Annotated in this window: 19 protein-coding genes; 10 read left to right on the plus strand and 9 right to left on the minus strand. The window is 69.9% G+C overall.

The genetic code is table 11. The features are described 5' to 3' along the window. Positions 1-3 precede the first annotated feature (3 nt). Positions 4-1512, plus strand: coding sequence for a Y-family DNA polymerase (locus tag HFGMBDPB_RS10070; RefSeq protein ID WP_212645346.1), 1509 nt, complete (start codon positions 4-6; stop codon positions 1510-1512). Continuing rightward, entirely contained in the window at positions 1505-4891 is a 3387-nt protein-coding gene (locus HFGMBDPB_RS10075; protein ID WP_212645347.1) for an error-prone DNA polymerase, read from the plus strand. The genes HFGMBDPB_RS10070 and HFGMBDPB_RS10075 overlap by 8 nt, the downstream gene beginning before the upstream one ends. A gap of 35 nt (positions 4892-4926) precedes the next feature. Here HFGMBDPB_RS10075 and tsaA read toward each other — a convergent pair whose 3' ends face one another. The 8 genes from tsaA to HFGMBDPB_RS10115 form a co-directional block, all read right to left on the minus strand. Further along, positions 4927-5421 (minus strand): tRNA (N6-threonylcarbamoyladenosine(37)-N6)-methyltransferase TrmO, encoded by a 495-nt coding sequence (gene tsaA, locus HFGMBDPB_RS10080; protein WP_016451588.1) that lies wholly within the window; start codon positions 5419-5421, stop codon positions 4927-4929. Next, a complete protein-coding gene (locus HFGMBDPB_RS10085) occupies positions 5418-5783 on the minus strand; it encodes a winged helix-turn-helix domain-containing protein (RefSeq protein WP_016446251.1) in 366 nt (121 codons plus the stop codon). The genes tsaA and HFGMBDPB_RS10085 overlap by 4 nt, the downstream gene beginning before the upstream one ends. A gap of 339 nt (positions 5784-6122) precedes the next feature. Continuing rightward, on the minus strand, positions 6123-8405 hold the full coding sequence (locus HFGMBDPB_RS10090; protein ID WP_212645348.1) for an AsmA family protein: 2283 nt from the start codon (positions 8403-8405) through the stop codon (positions 6123-6125). 147 nt (positions 8406-8552) lie between these two features. Beyond that, entirely contained in the window at positions 8553-9899 is a 1347-nt protein-coding gene (locus tag HFGMBDPB_RS10095; protein ID WP_212645349.1) for an MFS transporter, read from the minus strand. A gap of 37 nt (positions 9900-9936) precedes the next feature. Then, complete coding sequence (locus HFGMBDPB_RS10100; protein WP_016451591.1) at positions 9937-11256, minus strand: MFS transporter; 1320 nt, start codon at positions 11254-11256, stop codon at positions 9937-9939. A 121-nt stretch (positions 11257-11377) separates the two neighbouring features. Then, complete coding sequence (locus HFGMBDPB_RS10105; RefSeq protein ID WP_016446247.1) at positions 11378-12256, minus strand: SMP-30/gluconolactonase/LRE family protein; 879 nt, start codon at positions 12254-12256, stop codon at positions 11378-11380. Between the two features lie 46 nt (positions 12257-12302). Beyond that, positions 12303-13235, minus strand: a complete 933-nt coding sequence (kce, locus tag HFGMBDPB_RS10110) for a 3,5-dioxohexanoate:acetyl-CoA acetone transferase (protein ID WP_016451593.1) — start codon at positions 13233-13235, stop codon at positions 12303-12305. Positions 13236-13290: 55 nt separating this feature from the next. Then, the gene (locus HFGMBDPB_RS10115; RefSeq protein WP_046988026.1) at positions 13291-14085 is read right to left on the minus strand and encodes an SDR family oxidoreductase; all 795 of its coding nucleotides are present in this window, start codon (positions 14083-14085) and stop codon (positions 13291-13293) included. Between the two features lie 138 nt (positions 14086-14223). Between HFGMBDPB_RS10115 and HFGMBDPB_RS10120 the strand changes: the two genes are divergently transcribed. The 8 genes from HFGMBDPB_RS10120 (at position 14224) to HFGMBDPB_RS10155 (ending at position 21761) form a co-directional block, all read left to right on the plus strand. Beyond that, positions 14224-14979 (plus strand): GntR family transcriptional regulator, encoded by a 756-nt coding sequence (locus tag HFGMBDPB_RS10120; protein ID WP_016446244.1) that lies wholly within the window; start codon positions 14224-14226, stop codon positions 14977-14979. A gap of 64 nt (positions 14980-15043) precedes the next feature. Then, positions 15044-15271, plus strand: coding sequence for an AbrB/MazE/SpoVT family DNA-binding domain-containing protein (locus HFGMBDPB_RS10125; protein WP_016446243.1), 228 nt, complete (start codon positions 15044-15046; stop codon positions 15269-15271). Then, positions 15268-15684 carry a putative toxin-antitoxin system toxin component, PIN family gene (locus HFGMBDPB_RS10130; protein ID WP_016451596.1) on the plus strand — a complete coding sequence of 139 codons (417 nt, stop codon included), beginning with the start codon at positions 15268-15270 and terminating at the stop codon, positions 15682-15684. The genes HFGMBDPB_RS10125 and HFGMBDPB_RS10130 overlap by 4 nt, the downstream gene beginning before the upstream one ends. A 12-nt stretch (positions 15685-15696) precedes the next feature. Then, a complete protein-coding gene (locus HFGMBDPB_RS10135) occupies positions 15697-16614 on the plus strand; it encodes a pseudouridine synthase (RefSeq protein ID WP_074921343.1) in 918 nt (305 codons plus the stop codon). 105 nt (positions 16615-16719) lie between these two features. Continuing rightward, complete coding sequence (locus HFGMBDPB_RS10140) at positions 16720-17268, plus strand: TetR/AcrR family transcriptional regulator (protein WP_016446240.1); 549 nt, start codon at positions 16720-16722, stop codon at positions 17266-17268. A 1-nt stretch (position 17269) separates the two neighbouring features. Then, positions 17270-19045 carry an MFS transporter gene (locus tag HFGMBDPB_RS10145; protein WP_016451598.1) on the plus strand — a complete coding sequence of 592 codons (1776 nt, stop codon included), beginning with the start codon at positions 17270-17272 and terminating at the stop codon, positions 19043-19045. 29 nt (positions 19046-19074) lie between these two features. Further along, the gene (locus HFGMBDPB_RS10150) at positions 19075-20310 is read left to right on the plus strand and encodes an efflux RND transporter periplasmic adaptor subunit (protein ID WP_212645350.1); all 1236 of its coding nucleotides are present in this window, start codon (positions 19075-19077) and stop codon (positions 20308-20310) included. Then, the gene (locus HFGMBDPB_RS10155) at positions 20307-21761 is read left to right on the plus strand and encodes an efflux transporter outer membrane subunit (RefSeq protein ID WP_212645351.1); all 1455 of its coding nucleotides are present in this window, start codon (positions 20307-20309) and stop codon (positions 21759-21761) included. The genes HFGMBDPB_RS10150 and HFGMBDPB_RS10155 overlap by 4 nt, the downstream gene beginning before the upstream one ends. Here the strand turns inward: HFGMBDPB_RS10155 and HFGMBDPB_RS10160 are convergent, their stop codons facing one another. Further along, a complete protein-coding gene (locus tag HFGMBDPB_RS10160; protein WP_212645352.1) occupies positions 21762-24962 on the minus strand; it encodes a tetrathionate reductase subunit A in 3201 nt (1066 codons plus the stop codon). Between the last annotated feature and the right edge of the window lie 71 nt (positions 24963-25033).

The raw sequence follows: 25033 nt of genomic DNA on the forward strand, positions 1-25033 counted from the left end.
GCCATGGCACAGCCGAATCAAGCACTGCACTGGATTGCCTGGCCGCTGCATGCCGCGCAGGGCGATGGCCAGGGCAACGGCGACAGTGATGGCAAAGGCAGTGCCTGCGCGCAGCAGGCCTGGTGGGCCCTGCGCTGGACGCCGCGCGTGGCCGTCTGGCAGGGCGCAGGGCAGGCCGTGGCGCTGATGGAGGTGGGCAGCGTGGAGCGCCTGTGGGGCGGCCGCCAGTCCATGCTGCTGGGCCTGCTGCGCGCTCTGCGTGAACAGCAGCCTGACACAGGGCAGGCAGGCAGCCCGCAGATGCCGGTCTGGGCCCGGGCCGCCACGGCCTGGCAGGCGCTGGCGCGTCTGCGCTGGCGCATGCAGGGCGACGGCCTGCGCCAGCCCTGGCCGCCTGCCGATGCCCTGCCGATCTGGACCCTGCCCGCGCTCGAACCCCATGCGCCGGCCCTGGAGCGCATGGGCTGCCGCCGCTGGGGCGAGCTGCGCGCCCTGCCGCGCGCGGGCCTGGCGCGGCGCATCGGGCTGCCGGCCCTGCTGGCGCTGGACCAGGCCTATGGCAGCAGCCCCCATGCGCTGGACTGGCTGGAGCTGCCCGAGCACTTTGCATTGCGCGCCGACCTGGGCTATCCGGCCAGCGACGCCCAGGCCCTGCTGCAGGCCGCCCGGCCCCTGCTGCGCGCGCTGCAGGCCTGGCTGCAGGCCCGCCACCAGGGCGTGCTGGGCCTGCAACTGCGCTGGCACCACGATCTGCGGCGCGTGGACGGCACGCAACTGCCGGCCTGGGAAGCGCTGGACATCCGCACGGCCCGGCCCGCCCAGGCGCTGGAGCACATGGAGCGCCTGCTGCGCGAACGCCTGGCCCGTACGCCCTGGCGCGCGCCTGCGGACATGCTGGAGCTGGTGGCGCTGGACACCGCGCCTTTCGCGGCCGATGCCGGCAGTTGCCTCCCACCGGCCGCGCCCGGTCCGGCGCCGCTGGGCGAGGCGGCAGGCGCGGCAGATGGGGCAGGCGCGGCCAGCGGCATCGCCTGGCATGAATGGGTGGAGCGCGTCTCGGCCCGCCGTGGCGCGCAGGGCGTGCGGGTGGCGCAGCTGCAATCGGACCACCGGCCCGAGGCCATGCAGCGCTGGACCCCGGCCTGCGAGGCCCTGCAGACCCCGCAGGCACCGCGGCGGCCCGCGCACGCGCGCAAGGCGGCCAACCCCTGGCAGGGCCTGCTGCCGCCCTGGCTGCTTGATCCGCCCCAGCCGCTGCTCCTGCAGGGCAGCCGCCCCTGCTGGCAGGGGCCGCTGCAATTGCTGGCCGGCCCCTATCGGCTGGAGGCCGGCTGGTGGGGAGAGCCGCAGGCCGATGCGGCGCTGGCCGTGCGTGACTATTTCGTGGCCAGCAACGCGGCTGTCGGCCATGTCTGGATCTACCGCGAGCGCACGCCTGCATCGGAGCGGCTGCCAGGCATGCCGGCCCTGCTGTCGCCCGCCGCCTGGTTTGCGCAAGGCATCTATGGCTGAACAGGACATCCTGCTGGAGCCGCCGCCCCCGCAGCTGCAGCGGCTGCAGCCCCCGCCCCAGGCCACCGGGCCGGTGTCCGGCATGGCATCGGGCCCGGGCCTGCCCGGCTATGCGGAGCTGCACTGCCTGTCGAACTTCAGCTTTCTGCGCGGCGCCTCTTCGCCGGCCCAACTGGTGCAGCGCGCCAAGGCCCTGGGCTACCAGGCGCTGGCCCTGACCGACGAATGCTCGGTGGCCGGCGCCGTGCGGGCCTTCGAGGCCGCGCGCGACTGCGAGATGGCCCTGATCCATGGCAGCGAATTTGCCTGGGGCCCGCTGCGCGTGGTGGCGCTGGCGCGCGATCTGAACGGCTGGGGCAACCTCTGCGAATTCATCAGCGCGGCGCGCGCCCGTGCCGACAAGGGCCGGTACCTGGTCGATGCCGACAGCCCCTGGCATCTGCTGCGTGAAGGCTGCGAATGCATCGTCCTGCCACAGTGCGCGCTGCTTCCAGCCGGCGATGTGCCTGCCATCGCCCAGGCCGTGCAGGCCGCCGTGGCGCAGCTGGGGCCGGGCTGCTGGCTGGGCGTGGAGCTGCTGCTGGCGCCCGACGACAGCCTGTGGCTGCAAAGCCTGCAGGACGTGGCAGGGTTAATGGGCCTGTCCTGCGTGGCATGCGGCGACGTGCACATGCATGCGCGCTCGCGCAAGCCGCTGCAGGACCTGGTGACGGCGCTGCGCCTGGGCTGCACGGTGGCCGAATGCGGCTTCGAGCTGCATCCCAATGCCGAGCGCCATCTGCGCTCGCGCTTGCGGCTGGGCGGCATCTATCCGCGCGCCATGCTGGATGCAACCTTGCAGATTGCCGCGCGCTGCGATTTCAAGCTCAGTGAGATCAGCTACCACTATCCGCAGGAAAGCGTGCTGCCCGGCATGGACGCGCGCCAGACCCTGGCCTGGCATACCTGGCAGGGAGCGGCGGGGCGCTATCCGCAAGGCATTCCCGAATCGGTCGCCAAGCAATTGAAGGATGAGCTGGAGCTGATCGCCGAATGCCGCTACGAGATGTACTTTCTCACCGTGCACGACATCGTGCGCTATGCGCGCAGCGAAGGCATCCTGTGCCAGGGGCGCGGTTCGGCCGCGAACTCGGCCGTCTGCTATTGCCTGGGCATCACGGCCGTGGACCCGAACAAGACCACGCTGCTGATGGCGCGCTTCATCAGCCGCGAGCGCAGCGAGCCCCCAGATATCGACGTGGACTTCGAGCACGCGCGGCGCGAGACCGTCATCCAGTACATCTACGAAAAATACGGCCGCGGCCGTGCGGCGCTGACGGCCGTGGTCAGCTGCTGGCGCACGCGCGGCGCGCTGCGCGACGCGGGCAAGGCCCTGGGCGTGGATGCGGTGCTGATCGACGCCATGGCCCGGCAGCACCACTGGTTCAGCGATGCCGAGGACCAGGCGGCCGAGCCGGAGCCCGAACCCGATGACCCCGCCCTGGGCTGGGTGCGCTCCAAGCTGCTGCGCCTGGCCCGGCTGCGCGAGCGGCTGGGCTACGACTGCCCGCAACTGTCGCCCCAGCGTGCGCGGCTGTGGCTGGAGCTGGCCTTGCAGCTGCGCGACAGCCCGCGCCACCTGAGCCAGCATGTGGGCGGCTTTGTGCTGACCGACGGGCCGCTGACGCGGCTGGTGCCCGTGGAGCCGGCCGCCATGGAGGGCCGCTCGGTCATCCAGTGGGACAAGGACGATCTGGACACCATGAAGCTGCTCAAGGTCGATGTGCTGGCCCTGGGCATGCTCACCGTGCTGCGCGGCAGCCTGCACGCGCGCGCCGCGCTGCGCGGCCCGCGCTGGGAGCTGGCCGACATTCCCAAGGACGACCCGGCCACCTACGACATGATCTGCCGCGCCGACACCGTGGGCACCTTCCAGATCGAGAGCCGGGCGCAGATGAGCATGCTGCCCCGGCTGCAGCCGCGCGAGTTCTACGACCTGGTGGTCGAGGTCGCCATCGTGCGGCCCGGCCCCATACAGGGCGGCATGGTCCATCCCTATCTTCAGGCGCGCGAGCGTCGGCGGCAGGGCGGCGAGCTGGTCCTGGAAAAGCCTGCGCTCGAGAAGGCGCTCAAGCGCACGCTGGGCGTGCCCATTTTTCAGGAGCAGGTGATGCAGATCGCCATGATCGCGGCGAACTTCTCGGCGGGCGATGCCGACGAGCTGCGCCGCTCCATGGCGGCCTGGCGGCGCAAGGGCGGCGTGCACCGCTTCGAGCGTCTGTTGATAGACGGCATGCTGGCCAACGGCTACAGCGCCGAATTTGCCCAGGCCATCTTCCGCCAGATGCTGGGCTTCGGCGAATACGGCTTCCCAGAAAGCCATGCCTACAGCTTCGCCATGCTGGCCTATGCCAGCGCCTGGCTCAAGCGCCATGAGCCGGCCTGTTTCCTCATGGCCTTGCTCAATGCCCAGCCCATGGGCTTCTACACCCCCTCGCAACTGATCCAGGATGCGCGCCGCCACGGCGTGCGCGTGCTGCCCGTCGATGTGCGCCACAGCGACTGGGACTGCACGCTGGAGGCGCCGCACGAGCGCATTGCCGGCGTCGAGCTGCCGCAGCCGGCCGTGCGCCTGGGGCTGTGCATGGTGGCGCAGCTGCCAAAGACTTCGGGCGAGCGCGTGGCCCAGGTCCGCGCGCAGGCGCCGTTCAGGAGCACCGAGGACCTGGCCCTGCGCGCCCGGCTGCAGCGCGCCGAGCTGCAGGCCCTGGCGGCGGCCGATGCGCTGCAGGGCCTGTCAGGCCACCGCCGCCAGCAGATGTGGGATGCGGCGGCCCTGCAGGTGCAGCCCCCGCTGTTCGCGGGCGTGCCCGTGCACGAGGCGCCCGTGCAACTGGCCGCCGCGCCCGAGGGCGAGGAAATCCTGTTCGACTACGCGGCCACGGGCCTGAGCCTGCGCCGCCACCCGCTGGCCCTGCTGCGTGACCGCCTGCGCCGCCACGGGCTTCGCACGGCGCTGGAGCTGCGCGACACGCTGGCGGGCATGCGCGTGCGGGCCTGCGGCATCGTCACCGTGCGCCAGCGCCCGCCCACGGCCAAGGGCACGGTCTTCATCACGCTGGAGGACGAGACGGGCACGGTCAACCTGGTGGTCTGGCCCGATACCGTCACGCGCTGGGGCGAGCCCTTGCTGGACGCGCGGCTGCTGGCGGTCGAGGGCATCTGGCAAAGCAGCTCTGACTGGGGCGGCGGCAAGGACTGCGGCGAGTCAGTGCCTGCAGAGCAGGCCAGCCAGGAGGTGCCCGCCGTGCGCCATCTCATCGTGCACCGCGCCCGCGACATGAGCCGCTGGCTGGGCCGCCTGGGCGGCGCCGGCGTGGCGAGCCGCAATTTCCACTGAGGGCTGTTGCCGTTGCTGCGGCTGCCGAAGCAGGCTCAGGCCATGCGGGCGTCGGCGCGGATGTCGGGCATCTGGTCGATACGCTTGCCGAACCAGCCTATGCGCTCGGTCTGGCGCACATCCAGCCTGGGCACGTAGGGCTTGATGTCGAGCACGGGCGTGCCGTCCAGCATGTCGTTGCCCAGGAAATGCAGCAGCAGTCCTTCGCGCCGCACCAGGCGCACGATGGACAGGCCCAGCCGGTTGGGCCGCGCCGGGGCGCGCGTGGCGAACACGCCGTGGCTGCTGTCGTCCATGAAGGGCACGACTTCCAGCTTTTCCACGGCCTGGTGCAGGTGGGTGATGAGGATCAGGTAGTCAAAGCCTTCGATGTCGCGCAGCCCGGCCTCGAACTCGGGCAGCAGCTCCACGCGGCCTGCCTCGTCGGCCGCGCCTGCCGTCTGTATGGGCATGCCCACCGGATCGGTGAAGCGGCTGCGCACATGGCCGATGGGGCGGCAGCCTATGGCTTGCGCGGCGGCATCGCTCATGCGCTGGCGGTGCCCTGGGGATTGAGCAGGCGCGTCAGCGCTGCGATATCGGCCGCAGCCGCCATGCGCGACGTGGTTTCTATGGAGCGGTAATGCCTGACGATGGCCTCGCCCGTGGCCGTGAGCGAGGCGCCGCCGCCATGGGCGCCGCCTGCGCTGGTGTTGACGGCCGGCGTCTGCAGCGCGCGGTTCATCTCGTCCACGAGCACCCAGGCGCGCCGGTAGGACATGCCCAGCGAACGGGCTGCGGCCGAGATGGAGCCCGCCTCGGCGATGGATTCGAGCAACTGCACCTTGCCGGGTCCGATGGCAATGGTGCTGTCGTTGTATACGCGCAGGCGGAACTGGACTTTGGAGGACATGGGAGAAGGGCTGGGCACGGCAAAAGCGGGTTAACGGCGAAGGTTAAGCGAAATCAACGGTCTGCGCCGCGATGGGGCTAAGGGGAAATACGCAATGCATGGCCTGCTACAGCGGGGCGGGTCATATGCGCTGTGCGCCGCCGCCGTTCGCAACGGCTGTGGCCCTCATGGTACTGATGGCTCGCACGGTCGGCGTTGCCACTCTTGCCAGACTGCACGCTGGCCCAAGCCCCGGCTCACATAGGCGCGCGGTGATCATGGTCTTGCTGGCCAGCGCCTGGGGACGGCCGTTCGTGGCGTTCCCAGGGCGCGCTGCAGCTGAAGGCCGGGCAGGCCTTCCTACTTCTTGCCGGCGTCTGCCAGCAGGCGCTGGCATTGCGCATCTTCCTCGGCAGCCGGCACCGTCAGCGGCACCAGGGCCAGGGCGGCGGGTGCCACCACGGCGGCGGCCACGGCCGCGCCCGCACGCAGCAGCAGCGGGCCGGGCTCCACGCCCACCTTGGGGTTGGCGAAGCTGCCGCGCACATACAGGGGCGTGCGCAGCGAGAAGAACTTCCACTTCAGCGATTCGGGCTTGATGTGCAGATCCATGGTCTCCTGCGCCAGGCTGATCTGGCCTGTGGCCTCCACGATCGCCTCCGGCGTCGCCAACTTGACGTTGCGCGTGCGTGCCAGGCCGTTCTGCACGGACAGGTCGGCCACGGCGCAGTTGAGCTGGACTTCCTTGTCGGCACCGAACAGCTTGGTCACCACCACGCTGCCCAGGTTGAGCGCGGCCAGGTCCAGCAGTTGCTTGCTGAAGCGCCCGTCGCGCACATACAGGCGCATGTCGCCGGAGCTGGTGCCCAGCCATTCGGCCATGGACTGGCCTCGGCCCTCCAGGGCGATGGCGCCATCCATGCTGCCCAGGCTTTTCTTCATCAATTCGATCTCGGGGAACAGGGCCGACAGCTGCAGCCCCTGGACCTTGCCCTGGAGGTTGGCCTTGGGCGGCTTGGCGCCGCTGTCCACCATGGCCTGCAGGTCCAGCTTGCCCTTGGCCATGCCGAAGCGCAGCGGCGCCAGGCGCAGCACACCGTTGTCCATGACGGCATGTACGCTGAAGTTCTCGATGGGCAGGGCCTGGGGACGCTCGATGCGGTCACTCTGGAAGTGCACATCCATATCCATGGCATTCCACTTGCTGGTGTCGAAGCGCTGCGTGGGCAGGGTCTTGCCGCTGGCCGCCTGCCGGCTTTTCTGGTCCTGCCTGGTGGACGGTGCTCCTACCACCGGCCCCAGGTCGGCCAGGCGCAGCTTGCGCGATGCCAGCTTGCCGCTGAGCTTGGGCCGGGGCTTGCCGGATGCGTAATGCAGCGAGCCGCGCAGATCGCTCTGGCCCACGCGGCCCTCGAAGTTTTCGTAGTCCCACTCGGCGCGGCCGGGCTGCAGGCTGCCGACCAGATGGCCGTTGGTGTCGAAAGGCGGTGTGCGCGGCAGCAGCAGGCCGGTCAGTGGGAACAGGTCGGCCATGCTGGAGCCGCGCAGGTGCACCTGCAGGTCCATGCCCTTGAGTGCCCTGGGATTGTCGAGAATGCCCTCGGCCCGTGCGCGCAGGCTGCCCGCATGGGCCCACAGCTTGACCGGAAAGCGTGCCTGCTCGCTTTGCAGGTCCAGCACGGGGCCGATGAGGCCCTGGGCCTCGACCGTGGCCTTGGCGATGCGGCCGGTCAGGCCGACGCGCATGCCATACGGAAAGTCTGGACTGGGCGGCCGTACAAGGCTGTCCAGGCGTGCGCGCACTGCCATCTGGCGCATGCCATCGCTCCAGCCCACCAGGCCGCCGCGCAGGCTCAATTGCGCTACCTGAAAACGCCAGCGCGGCCCTGTGTGCTCCGGGCGCTTGAAGGTCCAGTTGTTGCTGCCATCCTTGCGCCGTGCAAAGACCAGGTCAGGCCCTTCGAGCTGCAGATGGTCCAGCAGCACGTGCCGGCCCAGCAGCGGCCACAGCCGCAGGCTGGCCGTGGCGCGGGCTGCTGTGGCCATGGTGGCGGCGTCGCGCGGGGGAGGGGCCATTTTCTCGTCGGCCAGGACGATGCTGTCGCTGTCGATACTGGGCGCGGAAGGGCTGGCCTGCGAGTCCTTGTCCTTGCCTTCGTCCTTGTCCGTGCCCTTGTCCTTCGCCTTTCCCCTGGGTTGTTCCTTGGCTTTCTCCTCGGGCAAGCGGCCCTTGTTCAACTGGTCGGGCGGCGCAGGCAGGGCTGGCAGCTCGCCACTGCCCTTGGCCGGCTCCTGCTCAACCTCCCAGCCTTCGGGCTGGCCCAGCGTCAGCTGCTCGGCCTGGACAGTGACGCCAGGAATCCAGTGACGCCAGCCCTGGTCCAGCGGCTGGGGCCAGTTCCATTGCACCCGCAGGTCGCCTTCAATCGCGAAATGCCGGCCGGTGCTTTCACTGACCCGCTCATTGATCCAGGGCTTGGCGCGGTTCCAGTCATAGGTGGCAATCAGGACCACGACCAGCGCCAGCAGCAGCACCAGGGCCGAGACCATCCACACGAGGATGCGCAGCCAGCGGCGGCGCGGCGGGCGGGGTGTGGGCTTGGATGCCGGCGTGGGGGAGCTGTCGGTCGCTGTGTCGGTCATGGCGCAGGGGGCCGCTAAATGGAGTTCGGTCCATCCTAGCGCCGCAAAACCGCTTGCCAAGGTCCGGGACGCGCTGGCGGGCAGCCGGCAGGCCCGCATACAGGAGATTGGCCTACAGCGCGGCCTGCCGTGGCAAAAGCGCTGTCATCACCGTGTCTCCTGGCCTTGGCGCAGCCGGGTGGATGCCAGGGCGGCCACCACCAGCAGGCCCGCCATGATGAACAGGCCGTTGCGCGTGCTGCCCGTGGCCTGTTCGATCATCCCCATCACCGTGGGGCCGATGAAGCCGCCCACCAGTCCGCAGGTATTGACCAGGGCAATGCCGCCCGCCAGCCCCGCACCCGCCAGCCGCGAGGCCGGGAACAGGAAGACGACGGACTGCACCACGAAGAACATCAGCGCCGTGAGGCTGAAGCCCAGCAGCCCCAGCGCGGGCGAGGCCTTGCCCGCCAGCGCCGCCAGCAGCAGGCCTGCAGCCATGGTGCCCATGCCCGCCAGCAGCATGCGCCGGCAGCGCTGCGGGTGGGTGGCAAAGCGCGGCAGCCAGGCCGCACCGATGGCCGCTGCGATCCAGGGCACGGAGTTGAGCGTGCCGATCTGCAGCGGCGAGAGTTGGCCGTAGGTGCCGATGATGCCGGGCAGGAAGAAGATCACCGTATAGATGCTGATCTGGTGGCAGAAGTAGACAAGGATGGCCAGCCAGATCTGGCGGTCACGCAGGCAGTCCCGGAGCGAGTGGCCCACCTGGCCGGCGCTGGCCTGCTGGTCCTGCTCGGCCTGCAGGCGTTGCAGTACCTCGCGCGATTCGGCGGCCGTCAGCCAGGGCGCGCTGGCCGGGCCGTCGGGCAGCTTCTTCCAGACCACCCAGGCCAGGGCCACGGCGGGCAGGCCCTCGATCACGAACATCCATTGCCAGCCGTGCCAGCCCAGGAAACCGTCCATCTGCAGCAGCGCGCCGCCCACGGGGCCGCTGAGGATGTTGGCAATGCACACGCCCAGCAGGAAGTAGCCGATGGCGCGGGCCCGTTCCTCGCGGCCGAACCAGTAGGTCAGGTAGAGCATCACGCCGGGGAACAGCCCCGCCTCGGCCGCGCCCAGCAGCACGCGCATCACGTAGAACGAGGTCTCTCCGGTGATGAAGGCCATGCCGGCCGACAGCAGGCCCCAGGTCACCATGATGCGGGTGATCCAAAAGCGCGCGCCCACCCTGTGCATGATGAGGTTGCTGGGCACTTCCAGCAGGGCGTAGCTCAGGAAGAACAGCCCCGCGCCCAGGCCGTAGGCGGCCGCCGAGATGCCCAGGTCCACCTCGATGTGCGACTTGGCCAGCGCGATATTGGTGCGGTCTATGAAGCTGATCACATAGGACAGCACCAGCAGCGGCATCAGCCTGCGGAAGATGCGGGCGTTGAGCAGCGACTGCCTGTCGCCGGCGGCAGGCTGCGGCCGTGCGGGCGGCGCGTGAACAGGGGAGGGCGATGGGTGATGGACCATGGCAAATCCTTGGAAAGATGGGTGGATGAAAGCGGAGTCAGGCGGTGGCGGTGGAGGCGGCGTTGCCGCGCGTGCCCAGCTGCAGGGCCACGCCGCCCAGCGCGCAGCCGGCCATGACCAGGAAGCACAGGGCATAGCCGCCGGGGCTGGTCCAGCCGCCGCCCAGGGAGATCAGGCTGCCCATCAGCACGGGCGCGATGCCGCCGCCCACGAACATGGCGGTGGTGATGATTCCGTTGGCCGTGGAGGTGGCCGCAGGCTGGGCGCAGTCCGAGGCCACCGCGTAGTAGATGGGCCAGACCGCATTGGCGACCAGGCCGAACAGCAGCTGCATCACCACGACCAGGGCCATGGTGTCGGCGAAGTAGAAGGCGCCCACGCTGGCGGCCATCCACAGGCCGCAGATCACCAGGGTGACACGGCGCCCGATCACGTCCGACAGAGCTGGCCAGACCAGCTGGCCCAGGATGCCGGTGAGCGTGAACACCACGCTCATGCCTGCCGATTCGGCCAGCGACAGGCCCATGATGTTGTAGAGGTAGGCGGGCAGCACCACGTTGATGCCCATGTAGACCACCTGCGTGAGCAGGGTGTTTCCAGCTGTCAGGGCGATGCTGCGGTTGGCCAGCGTGCTGCGCAGGGTGCGCCAGGCCTGGCCTTTTTCCACCTGCGCCGCCACGCTGGCCTGCGGCGGGGTCATGCCCCGGGCGGCGATGTCGGCATACAGCAGTTCCATCTTCTGCGGCGTGGAGTAGCGCGCCCAGAACCACATCAGCGGGATGGCGACGACCAGCGCGACAAAGAACACATAGCGCCAGTTCTCCTCGCCGAAGGCGTACAGCACAAAGCCGGCGACCAGGCCGCTGAGCATGGCGCCCACCGGATAGCCCGTGTGGTGGGCGCCCAGCGCGAAGCCGCGCCGCTCCACCGGCCACCACTCGGCGGTGTTGCTCACGCCCACGGGCTCGCCCCAGCCGGCGCCCAGGTTGACGCCGACGCGCAGCGCCACGAAGCCCGCCAGGCTGCCGCTGAGCGCCTTGAAGCCCGAGGCGAACGACAGCGCCGTATAGCCCAGCACCAGGGGCACCTGAAAGCGTGCGCGCTTCCAGCCCGCGCCGTAGCGGTCGCTCCAGATCGCGCCGGGAATGTCCAGCACGGCCAGGGCCAGCATCACGATGGTGGCCACCGTGCCCCATTCGTCGGCCGACAGGCCGAAGTGCCGGGAGATGGTCGGCCCCAGCCGCAGCACGATCTCGCGGTCGTAGGCATTCAGTACCCAGATCAGCCAGCAGACCAGCAGGGATACCCATGAATAGCGGTGGATCTGGCGCAGCGAAGCGCGCGGGGCCTGGGCCATGGCGGTCTCCCGGGCACCAGCGGTGGGTGCCGTTTCATTGTTGTGTGGATGAAGGCGCCGCTTCGCGGGGCGGGCGGCGTTGCGGTGCGAAGGCTCCGGGCCTGCATGCCCGGCTCCGCGCTCAGGCGCCGAAGCGCTGCTCGGGCAGGCCACGCACGCCCAGCCCCTTGACGGCAAACAGCGCGCCACGGGACTGGCCGTCGCCCGGGAAACGCGGCAACGGCGGCTTGCCCATGGAGGTGACGTACAGCGTGTCGAGCCCGGGCCCGCCGAACATCACGCTGGTCACCTTGCGCACCGGCATCTCTATCACCCGGTCCACCCGGCCGTCCGGCGTGTAGCGCACCAGCTGGCCCGCGTACACCAGGGCCTGCCACAGGCAGCCTTCGGCATCGACCGTGGCCCCGTCGGCCGCGCCGCCACCGCTGGTGTCGACCGGGGCAAAGGTCCGGCGGCCGCTGGCATGGCCCGTGGCCGTGTCGTAGTCGTAGGCCCGGATCTCGCCGCTCCACGTGTCCGAGAAATAGAGCGTCGTGCCGTCCGGGCTCCAGCACGGGCCGTTCGAGCAGATGATGCCCTCGTCCAGCACATGCAGGCTCAGGTCCGTGTCCAGCCGGTACAGCCGCGCCGAAGGCTGCTCCTCCAGGGTGTCCATGGAGCCGAAGACGAAGCGGCCCTGCCGGTCCACCTTTCCGTCGTTGAGCCGGTTGCCGGGAAGGTGGGACTCGGGGGCGACGACCAGCTCCAGCTCGCCGCTTTCCAGGTCCAGCGTGTGCACGCCGCCGTGCAGCGCCACCAGGGCCGAGCGGCCGTCGCGGCGCAGTGCCATGGAGCCAATCTTCTGGCCGACTTCCCAGGCGCGCAGTTCCCGCCCGTCGGCCGTGCAGCGGAAGATGCGGCCGTCGAAGCTGTCTATCCAGTACAGGCGCTGCTGCCCGACGTCCCACAGCGGGCCTTCGCCCAGCGTGGTCTTGAGGTCGGCGACGATATCGATCTGCATGGGAGTCTCCTGTTCGGTGGCATGGGGGCTGGCCCGGGAAGGCGGTTCAGAAGGCCACGTTGGCCGCACCCTTGAGGCCCAGCATCCGGCGCGCCTCGTCAGGCGTGGCGACGTCGACATTCAGGGCCTCGAGCACGGTGCGGATGCGGCGCACCTGCTCGGCGCTGGAGGTGGCCAGCTGGCCCGGGCCTATCCACAGAGAGTCTTCCAGCCCCACGCGCACATGCGAGCCCATGGCCGCGCCCATGGTGGCCAGCGGCAGCTGGTTGCGCCCGGCGCCCAGGATGGACCACTGGTAGTTGCTGCCCAGCAGGCGGTCGGCCGTGCGCCGCATGTGCATCAGGTCCTCCGGGTGGCCGCCGATGCCGCCCAGGATGCCGAACACCGACTGCACGAACACGGGCCCCTGCACCAGACCCCGGTCCACGAAATGCGCCAGGTTGTGCAGGTGGCTGATGTCGTAGCACTCGAACTCGAAGCGCGTGCCCTGGGCCTGGCCCAGCCGCAGGATGCCTTCGATATCGGCAAAGGTGTTCTTGAAGACCAGGTTGCGGCTGTTTTCCAGGTGCTCGCGCTCCCAGCCGTGCTCCAGGTTCGGGAAGCGCTCCAGCATGGGGAACAGGCCGAAGTTCATCGAGCCCATGTTCAGCGAGGCCAGCTCGGGCTGGAACTCGGTCACGGGCCGCATGCGCTCTGGCACCGTCATGTGCGGGCTGCCGCCCGTGGTGATGTTGACAATGGCATCGCACTCGGCACGGATCGCCTTGAGAAAGGGGCGGAACAGCTCAGGGTCCTGCGAAGGGCGTCCGTCGCGGGGATCACGGGCATGCAGGTGCACGATGGCGGCGCCGGCCTCGGCGGCATCGATGGCGGCGCGGGCAATCTGCTCGGCCGTCACGGGCAGGTGGGGCGACATGCTGGGCGTGTGGATGGCGCCCGTGGGCGCGCAGGTGATGATGGCTTTGGTGCGGGTGGCCATGGAAGGTCCTTGCAAACGGTGAAAAAGGCGAGAGGAGGAGAGGAGGAGAGGGCGCTCAGCTCAGCGCCTGGGTCAGGCCATCGACGGCCAGCTCCTGGCCCGTGACATGGCCGGCCAGCGGGCTGGCGGCAAACACGGCCATGTTGGCAATGTCGCGCGCCGTGGCCATGCGGCCCAGCGCGGCCTGGTGCGTGTAGCTGCGCGTGACGTCCTCCAGCGGCAGGCCGCGCGCCTGCGCCTTGGCGGCAATCACATCGCGGATGCGCGGGCCGTCCACGGCGCCCGGCAGGATGGCGTTCACCCGGATGCCGTCTGCGCCCAGCTCCAGTGCCAGCGACTTGGTCAGGCCGATCACCGCCCACTTGGACGCCGAATAGGCCGTGCGGCCCGGCATGCCCAGGTGGCCTGCCGCCGAAGACAGGTTGACGATGGCCGCCTGCCGGCCCTCGCGTGCCGATTGCCGAAGCCGGGGCACGGCCAGCCGCGTGCACAGGAAGGCGCCGGTGATGTTCACATCCAGCGTGCGCTGCCAGTCGGCCAGCTCCAGCGTCTCCACCGCGCCCGTGGGGCCGGCCACCCCGGCGTTGTTGACGAGGATGTCCAGGCCGCCCAACTCGTTGTCCACGGCCTTGAACAGGGCCTGCACCTGCAAGGCATCCGACACATCGGCAAGACGGCCGCTGGCGCCGGGCAGGGCGGCAGCCAGCGCATCCAGGCTGGCCTGGGCCACGTCACAGACCATGACGCGCGCGCCGGCCTCGGCAAAGGCGCGGCTGATTTCCAGGCCGATTCCGGCGGCGCCCGCCGTCACCAGGACGCGCTGGCCGGCCAGAAGATCGTTTTTCCACATGCGGGAACTCCTTGGGAACTCAAACAAAGGTGAAAGGGATTCGGGTTGGGTTTGGATTTTGTATCTGTGATCACAGATCAAATATGGTGAATACCCTATGAGGCATGACAGCGGCGGCGCCGCGCTACCATCGCCGCCATGGCCATCAACGAACTAGTCACCCCACTCAAACGGCAGACCCTCAGCAGCGATGTCTATGCACAGCTCAGGGAATTGCTGATCACGGGCCAGATGATTCCGGGCGAGCAGATCTCGCTGCGCACCACGGCCAGCGCGCTGGGCGTCAGCGTCATGCCCGTGCGCGAGGCCGTGCACCGGCTCGTGGCCGAGCAGGCGCTGGAACTCACGCCCAACCGCGCGCTGCGCGTGCCCTTGATGACGGAAAGCGCCTTCCGCGAGATCACCCGCATCCGCGTCAACCTCGAAGGCCTGGCCACGGAGCAGGCGGCCCGGCAACTGCCGGCCGCCGGGCTGGAACGCATCGCCGCCCTGCAGGACCGCTTTGCGGCCGAGATGGCCAGCGCCTCGCCGGACGGCGCGCGGCTCATCGCCTTCAACAAGGATTTCCACTTCGCCGTCTACAGCGCGGCCGGCATGCCCATGCTGCTGCAGATGATCGAGGCGCTGTGGCTGCGCATAGGCCCCATCCTCAACCACGACATGCGCTCGGGCTCGCGCCGCGTGAGCGAACAGGTGGCGGTCGGCCACCACGCGCGCCTGGTCGAGGCCCTGCGGCGCGGCGATGCGCCCGCCGCCAAGGAGGCGCTGCGCGGCGACATCGAAAGCGCGGCCGACTACATTGTTTCGGCGGGCGTGCTGGTGACGGCGGACAGCGGGTTGAACGGCGTGAGTGGACTGAGCGGGCCAGCCTCGCCAGGTGAAGAAACCCGGTGAGACGCAGAGGAATGAAGTAAGGAAGTAAGATTTCCGTGTTTTCTCTGATTTGCAGGAGCCGGCCATGCTTGCCAAATTGACGTCGAAGAACCAGATCACCCTGCCCAAGGCCGTGGTGTCCGAGGTGGAGGCCACCGAGTATTTCGAGGTGGCCGTGGAAAACGGCCGCATCGTGCTCACGCCCGTGCACCTGCAGCGCGTCCAGCGCGCACAGGCCGTCCGCGACAAGCTGCAGCAGATGGGCATCACCGAAGAGGATGTGCAGGAGGCGACCTCCTGGGCGCGCAAATGATGCGTGTCGTCCTGGACACCAACGTCGTGCTCTCGGCATTGCTGTTCACTTCCGGCCGCCTTGCGTGGATACGCCGGGCCTGGCAGCAACAGCAGTTGCAGCCCCTGGTCTGCAGGGAAACGGCCAGCGAACTGCTGCGTGTGCTCGCCTATCCGAAGTTCAAGCTGTCAACGGCCGAGCAACAGGCCTTGCTGGAGGATTTCCTGCCCTGGGCCGATGTCGTCACACTGCCGCAGCCCTGGCCTGCATTGCCGCTGTGCCGGGACGACAAGGACCAGGTGTTCCTGGTGCTGGCGCATGTGGGCCGGGCCCGGGCGCTCATCACGGGTGATGGCGATCTTCTGGCACTGCGCGACGAGTTTCCCGGCCTGATCGTGACGCCCGATGAATGGGCTGCGCGGCAGGCGCTCTGAGGGCTGAAACACATGCACAACGCCCACGACCCCAAGGTTCTTCCTCTGCGCGACGGCGTCAGCCCCAGCTGCGTGGTGCTGCCCAGCCAGGGCGGCGGGTTGCTGATCGATTTTCTGGCCGAGCGCCTGCCGGCCGTCGCGCGCGAGGATTGGCTGCGGCGCATGGCGCAGGAAGAAGTGGTGGACGAGCACGGTCGTGCCGCCCATGCAGGCACGGCGTTTGCGCCGGGCCTGCGCTACTACTACTACCGCGAGCTGCAGTCCGAGCCGCCCATCCCCTTCGAGGCCGAGGTCCTCCACCGCGACGCGCATCTGCTGGTGGCCGACAAGCCGCATTTCCTGCCCGTGGTGCCGGCCGGCAAGTACCTGCAGCAGACGCTGCTGGTGCGGCTCAAGCGCGAGTTCGACCTGCCCGAGCTGTCGCCCATCCACCGCATCGACCGCGACACGGCGGGGCTGGTGGTGTTTTCGGTGCAGCGCGCCACGCGCGGCATCTACCAGGCGCTGTTCCGCGACCGCGCCATCCACAAGACCTACGAGGCCGTCGCTCCCTGGCGCGAGGACGTGGTTTTCCCGCGCACGCATGAAAGCCGCATGGAGGAAAGCGGCCATTTCTTTCGCATGCACGAGGTGGCCGGCACGCCCAACACCCGCACCCACATGCAGGTGCTGGAGCAGCACGGCCCCTGGGCACGCTACCGGCTGGAGCCCGAAAGCGGCAAGCGCCACCAGTTGCGCGTGCACATGGCCGCCCTGGGCCTGCCGCTGTGGGGCGACGGCTTCTATCCCGAAGTGCATGACTTGCCCGAGGGCGACTACTCGCGCCCACTGCAGCTGCTGGCGCGCAGCCTGGCCTTCACCGATCCTCTGGACGGCCAGTCGCGGCGCTTTGACAGCCGCCGCCAGCTGCTGCCGCTGACCGACCTGTAGAGGCCTTGCCGCTGCCGGAAACCGTTGGTTTTTTGCCCATGGCCCCGCCATGGGATAGGCCGGCTGCGGACATTTAACGGACAATTTTGTCCGATAATTGTCCGCATGACTTCCAAAAGACCCAGTGCCGATATCCGCCGCGCCCAGCTGCTGGACGCGGCCGATGCCGTGTTTTCCGAGCATGGCGTGACCGCGCCGCTGGACCTGGTGGTCGAGCGCGCCGAGGTCGGCCGCGCCACGCTGTACCGGCAGTTTCCTGACCGGCGTGCGCTGATGCTGGCGCTGCTGGAGCGTTCGCTGGACAGCATGCGCAGCGCGGCCGAAGCCATGGCCGAGGACGACGACGCCTTCTACAAGCTGCTGTCGCGCCTGGCCGAGCGCATTGCGGTCTCGGCCCCCATCACCGATTACTGGCGCACCGTGGAGCGCGGCGACGAGGTCATCGCCCAGGCCCGCGTTGCCATGTGGCAGATCTTTCGGCCGGCCATGGACCGGGCCGTGGCCTGTGGCCATTGCCGCCAGCCGCTGACGCAGGCCGAGCTGTCCCTGGTCTTCGGCATGCTGGGCGCCTCGCTGCGCGGCGAGACGCCGCAGCAGCGGCGCACACTGGCGCGCAAGGCGCTGCAGATCGTCTGGCAAGGCCTGAAGGCCTGACATGGCCACCACACCCACTCCACCAGGGCCCGTGCTGCCCCCGTCGCCCCCCGTCGTCTACCTCAAGCCCCCGCCGGACTGGGAAGAGCATGAAAAGCCCAGCCTGCCGGGCTCGCCGTCCATGCCGCTGCACCAGCCGGCCGTGCGCGCAGCCTATGGCCTGATCGCCGTGCTGGTGGCGCTGACGGGCGGCCTGGGCAATGCACTGTTCACGGCCAACCTGCCCACCATCCAGGGGCAGATGGGGCTGACGTCTTCCGAGGCCGCCTGGCTGACCGGCGCCTACGTCATGCTCAACATGACGGCCAATTTGCTGGTCTACAAGTTCCGCCAGCAGTTCGGCATGCGGCTGTTCGCCGAGATCGGCCTGGGCCTGTATGCGCTGCTGACGCTGCTGCACCTGGTGCTGGGCAGCTACACCAGCCTGCTCATGCTGCGCGCGGCCAGCGGCCTGGCGGGCGCCACCTGCAGCACGCTGGGCACGCTCTACATGCTGCAGGCCGCGCCGCGCAAGCATGTGCTCAAGATGCTGGTGATCGGCGTGGGCCTGGGGCAGATCGCCACGCCGCTGGCCTGGATCCTGTCGCCGGGCCTGCTGTTCAACAGCGAGTGGCACAACCTCTACCTGTTCGAGGCCGGCCTGGCCCTGATCTCGTTCGCGGGCGTGGTGGTGCTCAAGCTGCCGCCGGGCGTGCATATCCGCAGCTTCGAGCGGCTGGACTTCCTGACCTTCTTCCTCATGGTGCCCGGCGTGGGCCTGCTGATCGCCGTGCTGGTGCAGGGCTACAACCACTGGTGGCTGGACACGCCCTGGCTGGCCTGGATGCTGATCGGCTCCATCGTCCTGCTGAGCGTGGCGCTGTACATCGAGCACCACCGCCGCAATCCCATGCTGCAGACGCGCTGGTTCGTGCTGGCGCCCACGGTGCGCTTCGTGATCGGTGCGCTGCTGCTGCGCTTTCTGACCACCGAGCAGACCTATGGCGTGATCGGCATGCAGCGCATGCTGGGCATGACGGTGGACCAGATGCAGCCGCTGTTCATCGTCATCCTGCTGGGCACCATCGCGGGCATTGCCGTGTCGGCGCTGACCTTCGGGCTGGAGAACATGGGCAAGCAGATCGTGGGCTCCATCGTGCTGTTCGCGCTGGCGGCCTGGCTGGACCACAGCCGCACCAGCCTGGCCCGGCCCGAGGACTTCTTCGGCAGCCAGTTCCTCATGGCCGTGGGCGCGGGCCTGTTCATGGGGCCGCTGATGCTGATCGGCGTGGTGCAGGGCCTGAAGTTCGGCGCGCACTACATGCTGACGGCCATCGTCACCATCTCCATGACGCAGGCCATGGGCGCGCTCATGGGCTCGGCCCTGCTGAGCACCTACCAGATGCACCGCGAGCAAGTGTATTCGGCCGCCATCGTGGCCGATGTCGATCCCACCGACCCCATCGTGGCCGACCGCCTGCGCCTGCAGCAGCAAAGCCTGGCCCGCGTCATCGCCGACCCGGCCCTGCGCGCGGCCCAGGGCACGGCCCAGCTGGCGCAGGCCGCACGCCGCGAGGCCAATGTGCGCGCCTACAACGACGTGTTCGCCCTCACGGCCGGCGTGGCCGTGCTCTACCTGCTGTGGACGCTGGCCCTGGCCGGCCGCGCACGCCAGCGCGCCTTCGTGGAGCGCATGCGCGCCGCCGCTGCCGATGCCTCGGCCATGCGCGGCACCGATGCCGCCGCGCCGCAGGACGCGCCGGGCCAGCCGCCCACCCAACCCGTCGCCCGCGCCTGAAACCGTTCGCCCAGAGAAAAGACAACAACATGAGTGACTCCGAAAATTCCAATGGCGGCACGGCCGCCTCTGCCTCGCCTGCGCCGGCTCCCGCTGCGGCGCCTTCGCCCTCGCCTTCACCCTCGCCATCGCCATCGCCCAAGCTCATCAAGCCCTCGCTGCGCAGCGTGCTGGTGATGCTGGTGGTCGCACTGGCCGGCGTGCTGCTGGTGCTGCGTGCCTGGAACCTGTTCCCCTTCGCGGGCACCGTGGTCAGCACCGACAACGCCTATGTGCGCGGCGCCGTCACCGTGCTCGCGCCCCAGGTCAGCGGCTATGTGACCGAGGTGCTGGTGCAGGACTACGAGAACGTCAAGGCCGGCCAGCCCCTGGTGCGCATCGACGCCCGCACCTACGAAGCCGCCCAGGCCCAGGCGCAGGCCCAGCTGGCCAATGCCCGCGCACAGCTGGCCAATGCCGACCAGACCCAGGCGCAGAACCGCGCCACGCTGGGCGCCAGCCGCGCCGGCCTGGCGGCGGCGCAGGCCGAATCCGACCGCGCCGCAGCCGAGCTGCAGCGCGTGCAGGCGCTGTCCGAGCGCGGCTCCGTCTCGCTCAACGAGCGCGACAAGGTGCGTGCCACCGCGCGCCTGGCGGCCACCAACGTGGCCAAGGCCCAGGCCGACATCGAGATCAACGCCCAGAAGATCAAGGCGACGACGGTGAACCGCGCCTCGCTCGAAGCCCAGGTCCAGATGGCCGAGGCCCAGCTGCGCCAGGCCCAGATCAACCTGGACAACACCGTGGTGCATGCGCCAGGCGATGGCCAGGTCAGCGAAGTCGGCGTGCGCCGGGGCCAGTACGTCACGGCCGGCTCCCAGCTCATGTATGTGGTGCCGCACACGCTGTGGGTGGTGGCCAACTTCAAGGAAACCCAGACCGCCCAGGTGCGCATAGGCCAGGCTGTGCGCTTCAGCGTCGATGCGCTGGGCGGCGCCCACCTCACGGGCCGCGTGCTGGAGATCGCGCCGGCCACGGGCTCGGAATTCAGCGTGCTCAAGGCCGACAACGCCACGGGCAACTTCACCAAGGTCGTGCAGCGCCTGCCGGTCAAGATTGCAATCGATCCCGACCAGGAGCTGGCCGCGCGGCTGCGCGCGGGCATGTCGGTGGTGGTGCGGCTGGATACGGCGCAGCCTGAGCCCCAACCCGCACGGCAACCCGCACAGCAGCCCGCACGGCAGCCCGCACGGCAGCCCGCACCCCAACCGGAGGCCCGCCCATGACCGCCCGCGCACTGGCCATGGCCATCGCCTGCGCTGCCGCGCTGGCCGGCTGCAGCGTGCCGCCGCTGAGCACCGCGCCTGAAGCGGCCCGGCCGGCCATGCCCGCCCAGTGGAGCGGGGCAGGGCAGGAGCCTGCCGCCGCCGTCCAGGCATCGTGGTGGCAGGCCTTTGGCGATCCGCTGCTCACGCGCTGGGTGGAACTGGCCCAGTCCCGCAACAACGATGTGCTGCTGGCCCTGTCGCGCGTGGATGAGGCGCGGGCCAACCTGGATGTGGCAGGTGCTGCGGGCCTGCCCCAGCTCTCGGCCACGGCCGGCGCCTCCACGGGCCGCAGCCTGGGCGCGCGGGGCTTGGCGCACACGCGCTCGGTTCAGCCCGGCCTGCAGGCCAGCTGGGAGCCTGATCTGTGGGGCCGCATCGCCCACCTGGAAAAGGCCGCTGCCCTGCGCCTGCAGGCCAGCGAGGCCGACCGCGACGCCGTGGCCCTGGCCGTGGCCGCCACCACGGCCCAGGCCTATGTGGGCCTGCGCTCGCTGCAATCGCAGTTGCAAGTGGCCCAGGCCACGGCCCGCTCGCGCGAACAGGCCCTGCGCCTGGCCGACGAGCAGGCGCGCGTCGGCTACACCTCGCAGCTGCAGCTCACCCAGGCCCAGGCCGAGCTGCAGGGCGTGCAGCAGGCCGTGGAGCAGCTGGAGCTGTCGCTGGCGCGCCAGCGCACGGCGCTCCTGCTGCTGGCCGGCGGCGAGGGTGACGAGCAGGCCGCCGCGCTCATGGCAACAACCGACGGCCAGTCCGCTGCGTTGGGCGCACCGCCGCCTGCGCCGGCCGCCGGCCTGCCTTCGGCCTTGCTGCAGCGCCGCCCCGACATTGCACGGGCCCAACTGCAGCTGGCGGCCGCCGACGAAAGCCTGGCCGTGCAGCGCACCGCCTTCCTGCCCCAGGTCTCGCTGACGGCCAGCGCCGGCAGCCTGCTGGTCAATGCCCTGCAATACCACCCGGCCACGGTCTGGGCCCTGGGCGGCAGCGTGCTGGCGCCGCTGTTCACGGGCGGGCGGCTGCAGGGCCAGTTCGACGCCGTGACCGCCCAGCGCGACCAGGCCGCCTATGCCTATCGGGGCGTGGTGATCAAGGCCCTGGCCGATGTGGAAAACGCCCTGGTCGGCACCCGGCGCCTGCAGTCGCAGTGGCAGCACGCCAGCGAGCGCGAGGCGGTGCTGCAGCGCTCCCTGGGCTTTGCCAAGGACCGCTACGAGGCCGGCTACGCCAGCTACCTGGAAGAGCTGGACGCCCAGCGCAATCTCTACCAGGCCCAGCAGGAAGTCATACGCCTGCGCCAGAGCCAGCTGGAAAACGCCATTGCGCTGTACCAGGCGCTGGGCGGCGGCTGGCAGGCCGACGCTGCACCAGTCGCTGCACCTGTCGCTGCACCTGTCGCCAGCCCCGCCCGCTGATCAGACCTTCTCGATGCGCGCAGGCAGCCCCTGGCGCACCGCGGCGCCCGACACCCAGTCCACCCACACGTTTTTGCAGCCGGGCCGCGTGGGATCGGCAAAGCCCAGGTCGTTGAGGTTCACGCCATTGGCATGCTCGGCGTTCACCGGCATGGGCTGGCCGTCGATGCTGTGGCGGCCTGCGCCCAGCTCGCGGTGGCCGTAGCCGTGCTCGATGGCCACGGTGCCCGGCATCACGCCGTCGCGCACCATGGCCACGGCCGTCACCGCGCCGCCCGGCGTGCGGATGCGCACCGTGTCGCCGTTGGCGATGCCCAGCCGCTCGGCGTCATCGCGGTGCAGGGACACCGGGTTGTGCGGATGCACCTGGCGCAGCCGCGAGACGGCAATCGACATGGAACTCATCAGGTTGGACTTGTACGAGGTCAGCAGCAGCGGCCATTGCTGCTCGCCGAAATGCGTGCGCATGGCGCTGCCGTCGGCCAGCCGTGCCGGATACCAGGTGGGGCAGCCGCTGTAGCGCTCGCCCGTCATGGCGTGGCGCATGCGGGCCAGCTCCTCGCTCCACACCTGCAGGGCAGGCGCGTGGGCCTTGCGGGTGTGGCCATCCTTCCAGGCGTCCTCGATGCGGTCGAAGCGCCCGCCGCGCGTCAGCAGCATGGCCACCTGACGCCATTCATCGTCCTTCAGGCGCTGGCGCAGCGCGGGCACCAGCCTGTCCACGCCGGTGATGGCGATGTCGTCATCGCTGGCCGCCGACACGGGCTTGCCGCCTGCCCAGGCCACGTTGGCCAGGGCGTGGATGAAGAAGTCCTCGGCCGAGCGCAGCGCATGGGGCTGGCCCTGGGCGTCCTTGATGGCGGCCTCGCCAAAGCCGGGCAGGCCCAGCCGTTCTGCCACGGCGAAGAGAAAGCTCTCCACGTTCACGGGCTGGCCGCCTGCCGTGCGCGCCACGGCGGGCTGCACCACGGGCCAGCGCACGGTGGAGCTTTTGGCCACCACGTCGGCCCAGGGCGCCGAGATGCCCCAGCTCTCGTAGGTCACGGTATCGGGCACGATGAAATCGGCCAGCGCGCTGGTCTCGTTGATGAAGGGGTCGATGGAGACGATCAGCGGCAGCTTCTTCGGGTCCTTGAGATCGTCCACCAGCGCATTGCGAAAGCCCGCAATGCCGTAGACGGGGTTGCTCATGTGGTTGATCCAGGCCTTGGCGCGATAGGGGTAGCCGGCCAGCGCGCTGGCCAGCATCTCGCTGGACAGGCCGCCCACGGCCGGGTACCACGGGGCCTGGGCGGCGGGGTAGTCCTTCGCGCCCTCGGGCTGGCCCTCGCGCTTGCGCTGGAATTCCGCGCTTTTCTCGTAGGGCTGGCGGTGGCGTGACAGCGCCAGGCCGCGCGGCTTGACCTTGCCGTCGAAGTTGGCGAAGTCATAGCGCGGGCCCGGGCCGAAGGGGCCGAACGGGCCGGCATCCAGCACCAGGCCGCCCTGCACGTTGAGGTTGCCCACCAGGGTGTTGAGCATGCTGATGGCGTAGGCGGTGTAGAAGCCCGCGCCGCTCATGGTGCCGCCATGCGCATCGGCCACGGCGCGCTTGCCATGGCTGGTGAACTCGCGCGCCAGCGCCTCGATCTCGCCGCGCGCCACGCCGCACAGCGCCGCGTATTCGTCCAGTGTCTTGAGGCTGGCCTGCTCATGCAGCTTGGCCAGCGAGGAGCAGACCGACAGCTCGGGGGCCTGGTCCGCGCCTTCGGCCTTCAGGCCGGGCACGGCCACGCGGGTGCGCACCATCAGCTGTGCAGGCTCGGCCTGGGTGTGCGGCGCCAGGCTGCCATCGGCACGCTGCACCACGAACACATCCTGGGCCGGCTTGCCGTCTTCGGCAGGCGCGGGCAGGGCCCAGCCCAGGTCGGCGCCGCGCAGAAAGCTGCCGTGGCGCGGGTGGCCGGGCTCGTTGACCAGCAGGTGCGTGGCATTGCTCCAGGACGCCTCGCCCGCCGCCTGCATGGCGGCCGGGCCGGGCTGGGCGAGAAAGCCCGTGTCATGGCGCGCCTCGTCCAGGATGACGCGGATCAGCGCCATGGCCAGGGCCAGGTCGCTGGCCGGCTTGACGGCCAGCCAGCGGTTGCCGCTGCCCGCAGCCAGGCTGGACGAGGTGGGCAGCACGGGCGAGACCACCACGTAGCGGAACCGGTTGTCCTCGCGCGAGCGGGCCTCGGCCAGTTCGCGGCCCTGGCGCTGGAAGGGGTTGCCGGACTGTGCGGGCGCCGCGCCGATGAACAGGCCGAAGCTGGCATGGCTCCAGTCGGGCTTGCCGTGCGGCATGCCGGGCAGGTCGCCCAGGGCCGCTGCCGCACCCACGCGAAAGCTCTGGCCGCAGTAGGCGCCGTGGTTGCTGACGTTCACGGTGCCGAAGGACGGCCCCGCAAAGCGGCGCAGCAGCTGGGCGCGGCCTTCGTTGGAGGCGTCGGTCACCAGCAACTGGTTGGAGCGCGGGCCGAACTCGGGGTTGTCGGCGTCCAGCGGCGTCTTTGTGTCCCAGATGGCACGCAGGCCATCGACCTGGCCTTCGCCGAACAGATCGCCGCCCTCGCAGACTTCCTGCACCAGCTGCTCGAAGGAAATGCTCTGCCAGCGGCCGCTGCCGCGCGGGCCCACGCGCTTGAGCGGGGTGAGCACGCGGTGCGGTGCACTCTGGTGCTCCAGCATGGACGAGCCGCGCGCGCAGGACGTGGCCCGGCCCTCCAGGCCCAGCTCCTTGCCCAGCTTGGCGTAGACCTCGCGCACGGGTTCTTCCATGGCGGCCGGGCGCGTGGTGGCCAGCGGGTGGTAGGGGTTGCCTGCCACGCGCAGGATGCGGTTGCTGGCGGTATCGACACGCACGCGCACGCCGCACTGCGTCCAGCAGCCCAGGCAGCTGGACGGGCTGACCACCTGGCCGGGCTGGGTGGCGAGCGCGCCCGTGGCCGGGTCGATGCGGAACTCGGGCGTCAGCGAATTGCCGCGCGTGGCGCTGGCCGTGGGCGTGCCCGAGCTGCCTGTCACCAGGCCCTTGGCGCCACGTGCCAGCGTCTCGCCGTAGCCGGCCGCAAAGGCGGCCAGCCCACCGGCGGTGAGTCCGCCGCGCAGCAGCAGGCGGCGGCGGGCGGCCTCGGCATCCAGGGAATCTTCGGGGGCTTGGGGGAGTTTCTTCTTGTCGGTCATGAAAGGCTTTCTGTGGCGCGGCCGGCCGGTGGCGGGCCGCGCTCCGTGAATGGGTGAGGGGTCGTCAGGGC

Origin of the sequence: Delftia sp. PE138 (assembly GCF_018320755.1) — a bacterium.
GTDB classification, from domain to species: Bacteria; Pseudomonadota; Gammaproteobacteria; order Burkholderiales; family Burkholderiaceae_C; genus Comamonas; species Comamonas tsuruhatensis.

Coding starts and splice junctions, on each gene's coding strand:
- HFGMBDPB_RS10125 (WP_016446243.1), top strand. CDS start 15,044: ATGCTTGCCAAATTGACGTCGAAGAACCAGATCACCCTGCCCAAGGCC.
- HFGMBDPB_RS10075 (WP_212645347.1), top strand. CDS start 1,505: ATGGCTGAACAGGACATCCTGCTGGAGCCGCCGCCCCCGCAGCTGCAG.
- HFGMBDPB_RS10100 (WP_016451591.1), bottom strand. CDS start 11,256: ATGGCCCAGGCCCCGCGCGCTTCGCTGCGCCAGATCCACCGCTATTCA.
- tsaA (WP_016451588.1), bottom strand. CDS start 5,421: ATGAGCGATGCCGCCGCGCAAGCCATAGGCTGCCGCCCCATCGGCCAT.
- HFGMBDPB_RS10085 (WP_016446251.1), bottom strand. CDS start 5,783: ATGTCCTCCAAAGTCCAGTTCCGCCTGCGCGTATACAACGACAGCACC.
- HFGMBDPB_RS10070 (WP_212645346.1), top strand. CDS start 4: ATGGCACAGCCGAATCAAGCACTGCACTGGATTGCCTGGCCGCTGCAT.
- kce (WP_016451593.1), bottom strand. CDS start 13,235: ATGGCCACCCGCACCAAAGCCATCATCACCTGCGCGCCCACGGGCGCC.
- HFGMBDPB_RS10130 (WP_016451596.1), top strand. CDS start 15,268: ATGATGCGTGTCGTCCTGGACACCAACGTCGTGCTCTCGGCATTGCTG.
- HFGMBDPB_RS10145 (WP_016451598.1), top strand. CDS start 17,270: ATGGCCACCACACCCACTCCACCAGGGCCCGTGCTGCCCCCGTCGCCC.
- HFGMBDPB_RS10155 (WP_212645351.1), top strand. CDS start 20,307: ATGACCGCCCGCGCACTGGCCATGGCCATCGCCTGCGCTGCCGCGCTG.
- HFGMBDPB_RS10135 (WP_074921343.1), top strand. CDS start 15,697: ATGCACAACGCCCACGACCCCAAGGTTCTTCCTCTGCGCGACGGCGTC.
- HFGMBDPB_RS10140 (WP_016446240.1), top strand. CDS start 16,720: ATGACTTCCAAAAGACCCAGTGCCGATATCCGCCGCGCCCAGCTGCTG.
- HFGMBDPB_RS10120 (WP_016446244.1), top strand. CDS start 14,224: ATGGCCATCAACGAACTAGTCACCCCACTCAAACGGCAGACCCTCAGC.
- HFGMBDPB_RS10150 (WP_212645350.1), top strand. CDS start 19,075: ATGAGTGACTCCGAAAATTCCAATGGCGGCACGGCCGCCTCTGCCTCG.
- HFGMBDPB_RS10095 (WP_212645349.1), bottom strand. CDS start 9,899: ATGGTCCATCACCCATCGCCCTCCCCTGTTCACGCGCCGCCCGCACGG.
- HFGMBDPB_RS10160 (WP_212645352.1), bottom strand. CDS start 24,962: ATGACCGACAAGAAGAAACTCCCCCAAGCCCCCGAAGATTCCCTGGAT.
- HFGMBDPB_RS10105 (WP_016446247.1), bottom strand. CDS start 12,256: ATGCAGATCGATATCGTCGCCGACCTCAAGACCACGCTGGGCGAAGGC.
- HFGMBDPB_RS10115 (WP_046988026.1), bottom strand. CDS start 14,085: ATGTGGAAAAACGATCTTCTGGCCGGCCAGCGCGTCCTGGTGACGGCG.
- HFGMBDPB_RS10090 (WP_212645348.1), bottom strand. CDS start 8,405: ATGACCGACACAGCGACCGACAGCTCCCCCACGCCGGCATCCAAGCCC.